Raw genomic sequence first — 15870 nt, forward strand, 5'->3', positions numbered from 1 at the left:
GGGGTATGTTAAAGGCACATCGTTTACAAAGTTAAAGGGACATAGTTTACACTTTTTAGGTTGTAATTTGAGACAAAAATCAAATTATCATGCCTTGGAAAGCCACAACAACTATGGAACAAAAAATTGAATTTATCTGTGAATGGCGTACAGGAAAATATACCATTACTGAATTATGCAGAAGCTTTGATATCTCAAGACCAACAGCTTATAAACTAATCCATCGGTTTGAAAATCAAGGTTACGAAGGGTTACGAGAACTATCCAGGGCACCTTCTAAACATCCAAATGCCACAGGCGAAAATATCGTTAAAAGCATCATTAAACTCAAGACAAAGCATAAATTTTGGGGCGCTAAAAAAATCAGAGTTTTATTGTTTAAAGAATACCCTAAAGAAATAGTTCCTTCTGTAGTTACCGTTCACAACATTTTGAAGAAAAATGGTCTGGTATGCCCTCAAAAGCGATTGCGAAGAGTGAAACCTGTATTCCCTATTTTCGACCCCAAATCCTGCAACGAAGTCTGGAGCGCTGATTATAAGGGAAAGTTTCTAATGGGAAATAAAATATACTGCCATCCTTTAACCATTGCTGACTCTAAAAGTCGTTTTTTGTTTACTGCTAAAGCACATTACAAAGAAAACCTAAAGTCTGTGAAAGCTGAGTTCACCAAGGTTTTTAGGAAATATGGTATCCCTAAACAAATCCATACGGACAATGGTAGTCCTTTTGGTTCTGTCAGAGCTATACAGCGTTATACACAGCTCTCGTATTGGTTCATTGAACTTGGAATTACCCCTGTATTTTCAGATCCTGCCCACCCAGAACAAAACGGACGACATGAACGTATGCATAGAGATTTAAAGGCTGCCTGTGCAAAACCTTCTGCCTATGATTTGAAAGCCCAACAACGAAGATTAAACCGCTTTGTAAAAGAGTACAATCATGTAAGACCACATGAAGCTCTGGACATGAAAACTCCAGCTGAAGCTCATAACTTTTCTACCAGACCCTTTCCTGAAACAATACAACACTTTGATTATAATCATAACTATAAAGTCATTAAAGTAACTCAAAATGGAGCTATTCGATGGAGATCCTATTATTGGGTATATCTTACCATAGCCTTAAAGGGTAAATATGTAGGTGTTGAAGAACTTGGAAATGGTATTTGGAAAGTATTTTATAGAAACGTATTTTTAGGTTTCTTTAATGAAAGGGAATTAAGAAATAAAGAATCGAATATAAGGTTAGAAACTAATTTAGTGTAAAGTCTAATCTTTAACTTGTGTAAACCATGTCCCTTAACGAACATAAGAGAAAATCAATGCGAATAAAAATTTTAGTCTTTTTTTTACTTTCAAATCTCCTGACTTTCGGACAAGTTAATACCGTTTTAAAACCGACTTTAGGAAATGAAAATAATTATTCCAAAACTGAATATAAATATTGGAAAAACGCTATTGACTCTTTGGTTTTGAGTAACAATTATGAGAACAACATTGAATATTCTGAAATGTCTGAACTAACTAAAAAAGCAATTGACTCGCTCGAAATGGGTTATGGACCAATGACAGAAGGAGTTGGATGTAGTTGGTATTGTGGTGGTGGACCTTATAAAATTTCATCTTCCAGTATTTTAAACGAAAATCAGAACTATTCTGACCAAAACATACACGACTTTGACTTATTGAAAGGTTGGGTTCCAAAATCAAAAAACGGAATTGGAGAATCTATCAGCTTTCATTTTAAATCCAAATCACCGAGAATAAATGCAATCGTTATCTATAATGGATATATAAAAACAAATAGACTTTGGAAAAACAATTCAAGAGCAAAAAAAATAAAACTAAAAATTGACAATAAAACAATTGCTATTTTAGAATTAGAAGACACAACTGCTTCACAAAGATTTGAAATTGAACCAATACAATCGACTATCGAAAACCAAGACTTAGTTCTGACTTTGGAAATATTAGAATCTTATGAAGGAGAAAAACATACTGATTTAGTAATTAGCGAAGTTAATTTTGATGGACTTGATGTACACTGAAAAATTACGTGTGCCAACAAAGAACTGAGTTAAAAAGCAAACAATTTTAAGCTAATTTAGACATAAAGTTCTCATCATAAGGCAATCCACTTTTAGCTATTGCAAACGCCTGCTTTAGTAATTTATTTGAAACTGCGATTAGTGCCAATTTTTTACTTTTCCCCTTTGCTATAATTCTTTCATATAATTCACGACAACCTTTATTGTGTTTACATGCCGAAAAAGCACATAAAAACAATAAATTTCTAAGCTTTTTGTTTCCAACTTTACTTATCCTACTGCGTCCCCGAACACTACTTCCAGACTCCCTTATCGTTGGAGTAACACCTACATAACTGCATAATTCACTAGCCGAGTTAAACCTAGAGAAACCTTCGGTAACCACTATTAAAAACAAAGCTGTTTTCATTCCCATGCCTGGGATACTTTTAAGCAAGGTTAATTGCTGTTGTTGATCTTGTTTTACCAACTCCAACAACCTTGATTCAATAGATTCGATTTCTTTATTTAAATGATTTAGGTTGCGTCTCAATGAACGATATACAAACTTTGATGGAACACCCAAAGCTTCTTCTCCTTTTAACTTATTCTTTATTGCTGTACGATGCTTTAAATAGCTATCTAATAACCGAAATAACTGCAAACATTCACTCTGCACTTCTGTTAATGCATTATAAAGAGGTACTTCATTCATTTGCCCATATTCACTAATAGCCTTAGCGTCACTTTTATCGGTCTTTACCTTGGCCAATTTCATTTGTATAAATCGCTTTACTGATAATGGATTTACAACCGATACCAATATACCTTGACCATGTAAAAATTGAGCCAAACGATAATGGTAATAACCTGTAGCTTCCATAACAACTAAAGTCTCTTTACTTAGTACTTTTAGAAACTTTTTAAATCCTTGACAATCATTCTTAAACTGATTAGAACCTGTTTGAGAGCCGTAAACATCAAAGACATCCTTACTGATATCTACTCCATAAATTTCTGTATATTTACTCATAAGAACTGTATTTGGAAAGAACGAGCTACTCTTGTTTCAACAACTTGAAATCGAGTTTTAAACTCACAGAACTGAACGAAATAATAGTAGAAAAAGAGAGAGGATTATCAATGTTGTCGAAGTCTTGGCTTCACCGTATAACATAACCTTATTTCTCTCTTTTGTTCTTTCTGATTAATACTTTAAAATTAACGGATTGTAAACTTAAGATGTATAACCGCAATTACGGCGGATTCGACTACGTCCGAATCCACTCGGAATTGCTAACGCCAGTGCCAAACCGAAAAACAAAGTAAACCAAACCGATAACTGACGGTTATACGAACCGTTGGGTTTCATGCCGTCACTGCCTCAAAATTACTTTTTACTTTGAACATCATGTATTATTTACAGCTTGTAGTGTAGATTAATTTGCAAGTTGGTTAATGTAGATTTAAATGGTTAGACTGATTTGCATCTCACGTGAAAACTATAAGATTTACAGCTTGGTAATTAGATTGATTTACAAGGCGGTCAATTTAGATTAAAAACTGTTAGACTAATTTGCAACTCGCAAAAGAACTATAAGATTTACAGCTTGGTATGTAGATTGATTTGCGAGGCGGTTAATATTGATTCAAAACTGTTTGATTAATCAGCAATTCGCTGAAAAATGATAAGATTTACAGTTTGGTATGTAGATTGATTTCAAGTTGGTTAATGTAGATTCAAATGGTTAGACAGATTTGCAACTCGTAGGAAAATTATAAGATTTACAGCTTGGTAAATAGACTGATTTTTAAGTTGCAAAAGAATTACAGCTTGGCATGTAGATTTATTTGCAAACAGTTAAAAAGGTTTGCATACGCAAACAATGATTTACAAGTAGTTTAATTAAACCAACCAATAAAAAAGAATGCACGAAAACCCAACAATGCATCATATTGCATTGCACCGCTGCATTTGGCGTGTAGTTCGGTTAGGATTTTAAGTGAGTTTAGTTAATTTAGTGGGGCAAAATAAAACGGTGCAACAGCAACATATGCTAATCCGTTAGGCAACATTTCAACATAAAACAATATGAAGAGAATTTCGATAATATTTCTAACATCTATTTTATTTATAAATTGCAAAAAGAAACAGGAAATTAATATTGAGTATTTGTCAGAAAAATTTAATGAGAGTGTTGAAAAAATTGATAGAGTTCAATATAATGTTGAGAATATAATGACATTTTCAGACGGAAACGTTTGGGACAATAAAGGTTTTGCTATTCTTGAGAAAAAACCTTCTGATACAATTTTTGGTTTTTCATTTTATGGAATAAGAAATGACATTAATAAATCGTCCATTTACAAAGACGGAATTGGATTTCAAATATCAAATGAAAAAAATAATTTTAGAAAAGAAAAAGGAGATTTGCATTTTTTAGGAAGTCCAGGTGGACAAATGGTTTATAAAGACTTTTTTAAATTAGAGACTGATTATAAAAACGTTCAGGTTTCAGAAACAGAAAACAGTTTCATAATAGAATACAAATTTGAAAATGATTTAAAGAATAAAATAAATGATAAGACAAAAAGATTAGAATTAGATAAAAATACATTCTTACCAAAAAAAGTCACGACTTCTTTGCAGCCAGATTTTGGAAGTAAACAATCAACAGTTTTCATTTTTAAAAATTTAGAAATTAACGAAAATATCCAAAAAAACATTAACGAATATATTCAGGATTTAAATCAGTTAGAACTCATAAAAGAGAAACAAAGTAAACCAAATCCACTTTTAAAAAAGTCCTTGCCTGAAATTTCACTAATTAATTTATTTAACGAAAAGGAGACAATTAAAATTAAGAATGAAAAATTAACTTTAATTGACTTTTGGGAAGTTTGGTGTGGTTGGTGTATAAAATCATTTCCTGATGTAGAAAAGATAAAGAATAAGTATGAAAAGGACTTAACAGTAATTGGAATTGTTTCTCAAGATATAGAAAATGCAAGAAAATTAGTTCAGAAAAAAGAAACGACATTTTTAAATTTAATTGGAAATAAGGAACTCAATAAAACATTTAGTGTCAATAGTTGGCCAAGATATTTTTTAATTGACAAAAATGGAATAATTCAAAAAGAGTATCACGGATTTTCAGACCAAATTGAAAAAGATATTAATGAACTAATCCGAAAATAAAAAACGTTGCCTAACACCGTATCCTATGAAAAGCACTAGTCCAGTTCTTCAAAGTTAATATTTATTCTTTTAACTATCTCATTTTAATATTTTTAAACGTGTTGAATTAGGGATGAAGCTACGATTCATCTTTAATTCAATACTATATAACTTGCTCCGCATCCTATTTGTGATCAACTCGCTTTGGTCGTCACCAGCATCTGTATGATTATAAGTTATAATAAGTCCAGCCACTTACTATAAAAATGTGATTGCATTAAAACATCACCTACGGTGTTTTGTGATATGAACTTTAAATACTTCTGTGTGAGCTTTGTTATTGGTTATTTAATTATTCTATAACCCCAATTTCATAGGGTGTTTCTGTTTTTATAACAGCCAGTGTTCTGCACAATAGCTTTCTGGCCACTTTTATAATGATCTTTTTACTATCCTTTCCTGTATGTTTTCTGTAATAACTCTGCATTACAGGATCGGTGCGTATGGCTTGCCATGAGGCTTCTATAAAATACGAACGGATAAGTCTGTGGGCTCTTGGCGTTATACCCATAGTCTTGTTATTAGCACCACTTTGATACACCCCTGGTGCTAAACCTACGTAACCAGCAATATGCTTCACATTATTAAATCGGCGTAAATCTCCTAGTTCACTAATAATACCGCAAGCCACAATACCACCAATTCCAGGTATGCTTCTAAGCAGATAATAATCCTTCTTGAAATGTTTACGACAATAGGCTCTAAGCTGACTACTAACTAAACGCAAATCTTCATCAATAAACCGAAAATGACGCATACGACTATCTAAACTCGCTTTAGCTATGGGATATTGAAACATCATATCATCCAACCAACCTCGAAAGCCATGGCTCCAATGGTCGTTATCGTACTGCTCAGGTACTTTTATGCCAAAGTACAGCAACTGCATTTTAATGTAACTCTTTATGCGCCTAAAGTCCTTGACTAAATCATTACGTCTGCGAAATAAACTCCTTAAGGCTTCACGGTGCATATCGGGTACATGAATACTATTTAGTCGGCCGTCTTTTAGTTCTCTGCTGATGAGCTGCGCATCAATACGGTCGGTCTTTGTAAAACGCTCTTTTCCTTTACGGTGAATATCAGCTGGGTTAACAACTAAGGAATGCCAGCCATAACTCTCAAAACAGCGATGCGCGTAATATCCACAGCATCCCGCCTCGTAAGCCGTACTAACCTCATATTCCGGGAAATGTTTATCGACATAAGCTTTCAGTTGTTCTGGTTCTGGTGGCATACTAAAACTCTTACCAGAAAATAAATCCGTTGAGCAATGAATTTTCCAGCTACGCTTGTGTATGTCAATTCCTATGTATAATTTAGGGTCGGCAGTAAGTTGTGATTTCATATCTTAATTGTTTTAGTGAACTTTAAAGATACTAGACTTACTGCTTTTTCATGGATGCTATAATTTATTGCTAGTTCTTGCCTACTTCTGAAAATCCTTGCGGATTTTCACGCAACTACTCATATCCTAGACTGTTGACTATAATTATGAATCACATTCAAAAAAAAATGAAAAATTTTTATACTATATTATCTATTACTTTTTTAATAATGTCGTGTTCGAAAAACGATGCTATTAATGAAATTATGGAAGAGGAAGAGGAAGTTGTTAACCTTCCTCCAAATAATTTTAAAATAAACATTTCAAACCTAACTAGCGATAATGCAACAATAAACTGGACTGATGCTATAGACCCAGAAAATAGTGCAGTTACTTATAACATTTACCTAAACCAAGCATTAGTTGCTGAAAATATCGTAGAGCTCTCATATCAATTCATTGATCTTGAGGAATTGACTGAATACTCAGGAAGAATAATAGCAAAAGACAATAATAACAATGAAACGGTAGTTACTTTTTCTTTCCAAACAAAAAAATACTATTTGAAATTTTTAAAAGAATATTATTATGAAGATAGTATAAATCGGAGTGTTGGAATTCCCACTGATATGATAAAAACAATTGATGGAGGCTATTTAGTAATTGGTATATCAACTGATGATGATGGAGCAAGTAACCAACCTTTTGCTTTAAAAATAGATAGTAAGGGTAATGAGGTTTGGAAATATTTTTATGGATATGATATTAATGGTCTATTTCCATTTTATAAAGCTAGCCAATTAAACGATGGAGGCTTTATTATTACGTCATCCCACTTCATAATGAAAATTGACTCGTTAGGTAATGAAATTTGGTATACTATTAACGATAGTTATGTAAATCAGGATTATGACTCTTTAGTAACTTATGGCGAAATGCAATCAGCAAAAGAAGATTCGCAAGGAAACATTTTTGTTATTGGCTGGAGAAGTTCACCAGAATTTGGAAACGAAATTGCTCATTTTGGAGTACTAACTAAACTTGATAGTAATGGACAAATTAAATGGGAAAAACAATTTCCCAATTCATACAGAGGGAGCTTTGATGATTTAACTATAGACACAAATGATAATATTATTATTCTTGGAACTATTGAAACTTCAGGAGTTACACAAGAGGAAATCAACCAAAAAGGTTCGGCTGCAGAAGAAATAGATGCCTGTGTTTTAAAGACTGACAACAATGGTGAAATTATTTGGGAGAAAATAATTTATGCCCCTGGTTATGCTTTTTCTTCAAAAATTATTGCTACAAAGGATAATAATTATGTAATTGTTGGTTATAATAGTGGCGCATATGATATTGAAACTGGGGCTATTTACAAAATCACCTCCGATGGCGATGAAATGTGGAGGAATGGTATTATACTCTCCTCCGTTCTTTCTGTAAGTGAAACATATGATGGCGGATTCATTACAATTGGTCATATTAATGACGAATTTGATATTTTAGGGATTTCTAAACTTTCATCAAATGGTACAGAACAATGGACTAAATCTTATCAACAAACTCACACTCATCTTCGTGGAAAATCAATTTTTGAAACAGAAGATAATGGATTTATATTTTGCACTAGCTTTGGAAAGAATTATTATGCTGGAGATGACAGGGCGAAAATATTAATTTATAAAACAGACCCAGAAGGAAATTATGAATATTAAATGTATCTAACAACTTGTATTTGAAAATTATAGAATGAAAAAATCACTTAAGAACTTAACCTTAATTTTGTTATTAATAATCTTATCAGCTTGTAGTAGTGATGATAATGTAAATACTGAAAATGAAGCACCTCCTTTTTTAACAGAAGCTGGAAATGATATCTTGAATATAGAGGAATTTGAAATAGCTTTAGGTGCCGAAGCCCTAAAATCAAATGAAAGTGGGGTTTGGTCATTGTATAGTGGGTTAGTTGATGAAAAAGTTTATTTTGAAGATGTTAAGAATCCTAAAACTATTTTTCATGGGCTTCCAGATGAAGAATATAAATTGGTGTGGTCTGTGTTAAGAGCAGGAAAATTTGCAAGTGATACTGTTACTGTAACTTTTGCTCCATTGAAAACTGAAATCATAAATATTAGTCCAGAATTTTATAAGTCTAGATTACTGCTTCAGGCAAAATATTATGACAAAGGAGAATGGACTTTTGAAGGTGATTATCACTCATTTTATCCGTTTTATTATAATTCAGGATGGGAAGATAAAAATTCACCAGAAATAAGGTTCTATGGTTTAGAGAATAAAACTTGTAAGCTAACATGGACTACTTGGTATGGAAGTAAGTCCGCTTCAGAGACTATAGAGTTTAAAGCGGGAGCCTACCAGCAAGATGAAGCTCTTGAAGATTTAAACGCAGGTAATTGGCAATATATAAAAGATGAAAATGGAAATGTTATTGAATTAAATATGCAGGCTGATAATAGGGCATGGATATTTAGGGACATGAGTCTGTTTCCAGCTCTTCAGTCTCTTGTTCACCTAAAGAAATTGAACTTATCTGGAGATGGTTTTTATACCTTTCCACCAGTTATTACTTCCAAGTATTTGGATTTAGAAGTGCTTAACTTTTCAAATAATGCCATTAGTAGCATTCCAGAAAATTTTGGCAATTTAACTAAACTTGATACCTTAAAAATAAATAATAATCAGGATAGCAAAGTATTAAATGCTTTGCCTGATAGTTTTGGTAATTTAACTAAATTAAGATATTTAGACCTGAATGGAATGGGAATAAGCCATATGCCAGAAAGTTTTAGTAACCTTATAAGCTTAAACTATTTAGAACTTCAAGGCAATGAGATCACCAAACTACCTGAAAACTTTGGAAATCTAAAGAACTTAGAAACCTTTAGAGGTCCGGGATTATTGCAAAATATTCCAAATTCATTTTCAAATTTAGAAAATCTGAAATTTTGTTTTTTCTTTATTAATTCTGGTAATGCGGTATTACCCGATGATTTTGGGAATTTAAAAAAATTAGAAACATTATGGCTTTTTGGAAACTATCAAAACTTACCTGATAGTTTTGCTGATTTAATAAGTCTTAAAGATTTAGAAATTACTGGAGGTAGTGTTATCAATGAATTACCCGATAATTTCGGGAATTTAATTAATCTTGAAAAAGTTAGAATTGCTGGGAATTTTAAAGTGTTACCTAATTCTTTTAGTAACTTAAGTAATTTAAAAAGTCTGGAATTATATGGTATTTTAGAGTACCTTCCTGTAGATTTTGGGAATTTGAAAAATTTAGAATGGTTGTCCATTAATAGTATGAACTTAAAGGAAATACCTGATAGTTTTGGAGGTCTGGAAAGTTTAAAAACTTTCAGGGCATACCAAAATGATATTAGTGTTATTCCCGATAGTTTTGGAAATTTGCCGAATATTACAGCTGTTGATTTGAGTTATAATTATATTAGTCAATTTCCATCAACAATATCAAATTTATCCGATACGCTTCTCGATTTAACAATAAGAGGAAATGATTACTCTCAGGATAAGTTAAAATCTCTTGAAGAAATGTTACCAACCACTAGAATTATAACTGATTAAAAAACTATAACTTACAACGGTTAACCTTCATTGCTACTGATATATCATAATAGAAAATACTCTCAATTTTACTATCTTGGCTAGATAATCTTATAATTGTAGCGTATTTTCACGCAACAAACCTTATGTACACGGTTAACACTTATTTGTTGAAAAATGAAACTAATAATAAAATTCATAGAAAAGAATATCTCAGGTAAAAAGGTTTTTGGACTTTTTATCCTGACCAATCTTGTTTACACTTTTATGCTGACTGTTACAATTCCCAAAACAATGGAATTCTCTAACGGGATGATATTATTGGATATGATGCCTACAGGATATGATTTGAATTATGTAAATGAATTATTCACTACGCTTGGAGAAAATGGACGTTTGATTTACTTAACCAAGCAAATACCTGTGGATATGATTTATCCATTACTATTCGGACTTTCTTACTGTTTACTGTTGGGATATTTCCTGAAGAAATTGAAAACATTTTATTCCCCTTATACGTATCTCTGCCTTATACCGATAATTGCCGGGATTGCAGATTATTTGGAGAATTTAGGAATTATCACAATGCTTAATAATTATCCCGAATTGAAAGAAACTACAGTTTATGCAACTAATATGTTTTCAGTTATAAAAAGTATTTCAACAAGTATATTTTTTATAGCATTGATAATCGTATTGATAACACTTGGAATTAAATTATTAAAGATAAAAACAAGTGTCAACAGCATACAAAATTAATTAGTAGAGCGAGCGTACTTACATATATCTTTGCGGATTTTCTATGTGTGGTTTATTTGTTAAATTTAGTGCTTAAACCACAGGCTACTTATATTCAACCCGCTTTATGCAAGCCATAAAAACCATAAAATGAAACCATTAATTGTTTTAATAAGTGTATTTGTTGTTGGACTGTTTGTAATTAAACTGAGGACTAAAAAGACTAACTGGAAATTAGCAGGGCGAATAGCAATGAGTGCAATGCTAATGTTTACCGCTGTTGCTCATTTTATATTTACGGACGGAATGGCTAAAATGATTCCTGACTTTTTTCCATTAAAAAAGGAACTTGTATATCTCACTGGGATTTTAGAAATGCTATTTGCTGTCGGACTATTAATTCCGAGAACTAAAACAATAATAAGTTGGACATTGATATTGTTCTTCCTTACAGTTTTACCTGCGAATATTAAAGCGTCTTTGGAACATATCAACTATCAAACAGGTGAATTGGATGGCAATGGAATTGAATACCTATGGTTTAGAATTCCTCTACAAATACTATTTATAGCCTGGGTGTTTTTTACGGCTATAAAAGACTATGAAACCAATTCTACTAACGAATAAAGGTAGTACACAATAAAGGTTTTAGTTTATTCCTTCTAACTTTCCTCTTCGAAAGTCCTTACAACTTTACTATCTTAGTTAGATAATCTGAAAACCCTAAAGGATTTTCATGCAACAGACCTAAGTGAAACGTCTGCAGTGTATTTGAGAAAACGCAACTAAATACATTTAAGGAAAATTAAATTGGTACAAACTATAATACATCCATAATATGACGAAACTGAAGCAATATCTCCCATATGTTTTATTATTAGTCTACATTATGGAATTTGTGGTATTAGCAATAAACCCATTTGACAGAGCCGTATGGTTTGCTGAAAATTTACCAATTATAATACCTGTAGTGTTGTTGGTTTTTACTTTTAAGAAATTTAGGTTTTCGAATTTATCATACTTCTTAATAACTTTATTCTTCATGTTTCATACATATGGGGGCTATTACACTTTTGAACTAGCGCCTTTCAATTTAGGGAATAGAGTATTAGCTAATCTCAATATGGATTTCTTATTTCCAGGTGATCGAAATAATTTTGATAGAGTTGGCCATTTTTTAGTCGGTATTCTTGCTTATCCTATTGCCGAGCTTTTTTTTAGAAAAGGTTGGGTTAATAATAAAACTACTGCAATTATTCTTGGAATTCTTGCTATGGGATTTTGGGGAGCTCTATATGAGGTGATAGAAATGTATTACGCTGTATTAAAAGGAGGTAACTCTGGTGCTGCTTTCCTTGGATCACAGGGAGATATATGGGATGCACAAAAAGATATGTTTTTAGATATTCTTGGTGCGATGTCTGTGTTTATAATATTAGGATATTATCTTAATAAAAATAATAAAAGTAAACAATCACTAAACTAAACCCAGTAAGTATGAAAACAAACGGCATCTTTTTCAAAGTAATGATTACATTTCTACTTGCCTTTGCGGCAGCAAGCCTAGTTACATTGTTATGGAATTTGTTGATCGAAAAAAATGGAGCAATAGTTGATTGGCGAACATCATTTTTCTTAGCGATATTAATAGGGATAGTTTTACCAATCGCCAGAAACAAAATTAAATAAAAACGAAAATATATTCTAATGAAAAAAATACTAATCTTTTTCCTTTCAGTCTTTATCAACTCAATCTTATTCGGACAGGAGAAAAGAGTTGTATCGAAAATTGATTCGACAAAAACACCGGAATTAGTTTTAATTCAAGAACTAACTATAAAAGCGCCTATCGATTCGGTTTGGAACGCATATACTACTAAAAAAGGTTGGGAAAGTTGGGCTGTGCCTCTTGCCGAAGTTGAGCTAAAGGTTGGCGGATATATCAAAACGAATTACAATGAGCAAGGACAAATAGGAGACAGCACTACCATTGTTACTCACATCATAAATTACGTACCGAAAAGACTTCTAACATTACAAGCCGAAATAACCGATAATTTTCCTGAATTTATGAGAAGTGACGCCAAAGATTTCTTCAATGTTATTTATTTTGATGAGTTAGAAAATGGAGACACTAGTATTAAGTCTTTTGGAATTGGATATAAAAACAATCCTAAATATCTTTCGTTGATGAATTATTTCATTTCAGCCAATGAAAAGACCTTAATGAACTTAATCGCTTACCTGGAAAAAAAGGACAGAAAACAAAAACCATGAGCAACTATCTATAACCTTAACGGAAAATTAGACAACCCTTTGTATAATTCCCTAAATAATGAAAATAAAACTAATTTTACCTCTATTATTCCTGTTTGTATCTTGTTGTAACACTGAAAAAAAAGACAAGACTGATGCTGTTTATGCCCCTGAGATAGATTTAGTAAAAGAAGCTAGTGATTACAAAATGGTATTAGACAACTTGACTAAATTAAATCAGGAAAGACTGGATACAGGAATTGCTATGTTACAAACAGAAAAGCTTTATTATACCCAAATGGATAGCATGCTGAATGTTGTATATAAAGATCTTATTAACACGTACAACAAAACCAACTTTGAAAACCTAAGAAAACAACAAAGGCAATGGCTTAAGGAACGAGACGCTTTCTTCCGAAAAATGCAAGATGAATACCAAAAAGAATCAGGTGAAGTAGACTTTTTACCTAATGATTATAAACTAATGGTATACGGAGAGAAATCTTCATTTGTAAAAGAAAGAGTCTTAACTCTAATAAATTTACTTGATAAAAATTAACAGATTGTAAACTTAGGGCAAATAAAGTTCGTTGCTTTCAACTTTCCTTTCGGAAAATCCTCGCAAATTTGTTATATTAGTTAATAATCCAGAAATCCTGGCGGGTATTCATATAATCAACCTTATTAGGTGTTAAAGAATATGCGGATAATTAATGCATTATAATACATTTCAAAATAAAAAACTCCTCAATGAGACTAGATCCTATAGATAAGTATTTATTAATTCCCATAAACCGGTTTATTAGCAATTCTACAACCAGTGGCATTTTATTATTTGCATCAGCGATATTAGCTTTAATACTAGCAAATTCACCTCTTAAAGAGGCTTACCATCATTTTTGGGAACATACCTTCACTATAGGTTTTAGTGATTTTAAAGTGTCGAAATCCTTGCATCACTGGATTAATGATGGATTGATGTCGATATTCTTTTTTGTAGTGGGATTAGAGTTGAAGCGAGAGATCATGGCTGGCGAACTTTCAAAGCCTAAAGATGCTATGCTTCCTATTTTTTCAGCAATAGGCGGTATGGTGGTGCCTGCATTTCTATACTGGTTATGGAATTCAACAGGTGAAGCCTCTAATGGATGGGGGATCCCCATGGCAACAGATATTGCTTTTGCATTGGGCATCCTTTACTTGTTAGGTGATAGAGTACCTATATCGCTTAAGATATTCTTAACAGCTTTGGCTATTGTTGACGATTTGGGCGCTGTAATGGTGATAGCCTTTTTCTACACTTCCGATATTTCTACAATTAGCCTATTAATAGGTGGTGTGTTTTTTGCCGTGCTTTTATTAGCTAATATTTTAGGTGTCAGAAGTACTATATTTTACGGGGTTATAGGTATTGGTGGCTTATGGATGGCGTTTTTGCTTTCTGGAATTCACGCTACCATTGCGGGGGTAATTGCTGCGCTTACCATTCCTGGGAATGTAAAAATTGGAGACACTTTATTTGTAAAAAAAATGAATGACCTTACGAATGAATTTGAACGAAGCGCCCCTAACAATGTTTCTTTAATTACAGCAGATCAGCTTCATATTTTAGCAAAAATAAGAAGTTACTCCAAAGGCGCTATGACACCGCTACAACGTCTAGAACATCGTATGCACCCATTAGTGGGCTATGTGGTCATGCCAATATTTGCTCTAGCTAATGCTGGTATAACGTTTTCTGGTAGCTTTTTTGATAATTTGAGTAGTAACATTAGTCTCGGTGTTATTTTTGGGTTGGCCTTTGGTAAATTTATTGGAGTTGTCGGTTTTTCTAAAATCTTAGTAAAACTGAAACTGGCAACACTTCCGGAAGGCGTTAATTGGAAACAAATTTACGGAACAGCGATGCTGGCAGGTATTGGTTTTACCATGTCGTTGTTTATAACAGACCTGGCGTTTGCAGATTCTGCTTATATCCTACAAGCTAAAATAGGGATTTTTGTAGCTTCACTGTTGTGTGGTATTGCTGGGTATTTAACCTTACGAAAGGCCTGAATATAAAATCTGATTAACAACTTTAATAGGTAATAAAAGCTAATATTATGAATGCCATAACTTTTCGTTTGACAGTTTTATTTGCGATTGCTACATTTTCATTATCCATTTACGGACAGAATGTTGAAGCGTCTAATATTGTACAAAAGGGTGAGCAAGTTCCAGACTTTAGCTTAAATGATGAAAACGGGCAGCCATTCACTATTGCCAACCAAAAAGGAAGTATCGTTCTTATTAATTTTTTCGCCACCTGGTGTGGTCCATGTGTTGCGGAAATGCCCTTACTACAGGATAAGGTTTGGTTGAAATATAAAGACCATAAGAATTTTAAATTTATTGCCATTGGTAGAGGACATAACCAAAGTGAAGTAATTGCATTTAAAAAGAAATACAAGCTTGGTTTCCCTGTATATGGCGATCAGGATAAGTCTGTTTACAGCAAATTTGCAACCGGTTATATTCCTCGAAATTATATTATAGATGCTGAAGGAACCATTGTTTATGCTTCGGTTGGTTTTACTAGAGAAGAATTTAAAAGGATGACTAAGACCCTGAATCATTTAATAACATCCGATTGATCTCCATAACATTATCAACTACATAAAATCCTTTTGGGTTATAAATACACCAAAC

The 15870-nt window shown here is 32.6% G+C and carries 16 protein-coding genes; 13 read left to right on the plus strand and 3 right to left on the minus strand.

Translation table 11 applies throughout. The features are described from left to right. The first annotated feature begins 89 nt into the window (after nt 1–89). Together RBH94_RS13520 and RBH94_RS13525 are read left to right on the plus strand one after the other, a co-directional pair. Complete coding sequence (locus RBH94_RS13520; protein WP_307881381.1) at nt 90–1271, plus strand: IS481 family transposase; 1182 nt, start codon at nt 90–92, stop codon at nt 1269–1271. 26 nt (nt 1272–1297) lie between these two features. Then, nucleotides 1298–2053 carry a hypothetical protein gene (locus tag RBH94_RS13525; protein ID WP_307881382.1) on the plus strand — a complete coding sequence of 252 codons (756 nt, stop codon included), beginning with the start codon at nt 1298–1300 and terminating at the stop codon, nt 2051–2053. Between the two features lie 46 nt (nt 2054–2099). On the opposite strand, the gene RBH94_RS13530 is transcribed toward RBH94_RS13525, so the two are convergent. Further along, nucleotides 2100–3065, minus strand: coding sequence for an IS110 family transposase (locus tag RBH94_RS13530; RefSeq protein WP_307881383.1), 966 nt, complete (start codon nt 3063–3065; stop codon nt 2100–2102). A 1059-nt stretch (nt 3066–4124) separates the two neighbouring features. Between RBH94_RS13530 and RBH94_RS13535 the strand changes: the two genes are divergently transcribed. Beyond that, nucleotides 4125–5231, plus strand: a complete 1107-nt coding sequence (locus tag RBH94_RS13535) for a TlpA disulfide reductase family protein (RefSeq protein WP_307881384.1) — start codon at nt 4125–4127, stop codon at nt 5229–5231. A gap of 331 nt (nt 5232–5562) precedes the next feature. On the opposite strand, the gene RBH94_RS13540 is transcribed toward RBH94_RS13535, so the two are convergent. Then, nucleotides 5563–6618, minus strand: coding sequence for an IS110 family transposase (locus tag RBH94_RS13540; protein ID WP_307881385.1), 1056 nt, complete (start codon nt 6616–6618; stop codon nt 5563–5565). Between the two features lie 146 nt (nt 6619–6764). Between RBH94_RS13540 and RBH94_RS13545 the strand changes: the two genes are divergently transcribed. The 4 genes from RBH94_RS13545 to RBH94_RS13560 all read left to right on the plus strand — a co-directional run bounded on the left by RBH94_RS13545 (nt 6765) and on the right by RBH94_RS13560 (nt 11553). Then, nucleotides 6765–8318: a hypothetical protein gene (locus RBH94_RS13545; protein ID WP_307881386.1), complete on the plus strand. Its 1554-nt coding sequence runs from the start codon at nt 6765–6767 to the stop codon at nt 8316–8318. Between the two features lie 34 nt (nt 8319–8352). Next, complete coding sequence (locus tag RBH94_RS13550; RefSeq protein WP_307881387.1) at nt 8353–10209, plus strand: leucine-rich repeat domain-containing protein; 1857 nt, start codon at nt 8353–8355, stop codon at nt 10207–10209. Nucleotides 10210–10365: 156 nt separating this feature from the next. After that, nucleotides 10366–10947 carry a hypothetical protein gene (locus RBH94_RS13555; protein ID WP_307881388.1) on the plus strand — a complete coding sequence of 194 codons (582 nt, stop codon included), beginning with the start codon at nt 10366–10368 and terminating at the stop codon, nt 10945–10947. Between the two features lie 129 nt (nt 10948–11076). Next, nucleotides 11077–11553: a hypothetical protein gene (locus RBH94_RS13560; protein WP_307881389.1), complete on the plus strand. Its 477-nt coding sequence runs from the start codon at nt 11077–11079 to the stop codon at nt 11551–11553. Between the two features lie 255 nt (nt 11554–11808). On the opposite strand, the gene RBH94_RS13565 is transcribed toward RBH94_RS13560, so the two are convergent. Next, nucleotides 11809–11970: a hypothetical protein gene (locus tag RBH94_RS13565; protein WP_307883176.1), complete on the minus strand. Its 162-nt coding sequence runs from the start codon at nt 11968–11970 to the stop codon at nt 11809–11811. Between RBH94_RS13565 and RBH94_RS13570 the strand changes: the two genes are divergently transcribed. From RBH94_RS13570 to RBH94_RS13595, 6 genes are all read left to right on the plus strand, one after another. Beyond that, nucleotides 11897–12412: a DUF2238 domain-containing protein gene (locus RBH94_RS13570; RefSeq protein WP_307883170.1), complete on the plus strand. Its 516-nt coding sequence runs from the start codon at nt 11897–11899 to the stop codon at nt 12410–12412. The genes RBH94_RS13565 and RBH94_RS13570 overlap by 74 nt on opposite strands. A gap of 11 nt (nt 12413–12423) precedes the next feature. Beyond that, a complete protein-coding gene (locus RBH94_RS13575) occupies nt 12424–12615 on the plus strand; it encodes a hypothetical protein (protein ID WP_307881390.1) in 192 nt (63 codons plus the stop codon). 18 nt (nt 12616–12633) lie between these two features. After that, nucleotides 12634–13203 carry an SRPBCC domain-containing protein gene (locus RBH94_RS13580; protein ID WP_307881391.1) on the plus strand — a complete coding sequence of 190 codons (570 nt, stop codon included), beginning with the start codon at nt 12634–12636 and terminating at the stop codon, nt 13201–13203. Nucleotides 13204–13261: 58 nt separating this feature from the next. After that, on the plus strand, nt 13262–13741 hold the full coding sequence (locus RBH94_RS13585) for a lysozyme inhibitor LprI family protein (RefSeq protein WP_307881392.1): 480 nt from the start codon (nt 13262–13264) through the stop codon (nt 13739–13741). 191 nt (nt 13742–13932) lie between these two features. Continuing rightward, nucleotides 13933–15237 (plus strand): Na+/H+ antiporter NhaA, encoded by a 1305-nt coding sequence (nhaA, locus tag RBH94_RS13590; protein ID WP_307881393.1) that lies wholly within the window; start codon nt 13933–13935, stop codon nt 15235–15237. A 68-nt stretch (nt 15238–15305) separates the two neighbouring features. Next, the gene (locus RBH94_RS13595; protein WP_307881394.1) at nt 15306–15815 is read left to right on the plus strand and encodes a TlpA disulfide reductase family protein; all 510 of its coding nucleotides are present in this window, start codon (nt 15306–15308) and stop codon (nt 15813–15815) included. The last annotated feature ends 55 nt before the right edge of the window (nt 15816–15870 follow it).

The organism is Aestuariibaculum sp. YM273 (genome assembly GCF_030908365.1).
Taxonomy (GTDB): domain Bacteria; phylum Bacteroidota; class Bacteroidia; order Flavobacteriales; family Flavobacteriaceae; genus Aestuariibaculum; species Aestuariibaculum marinum.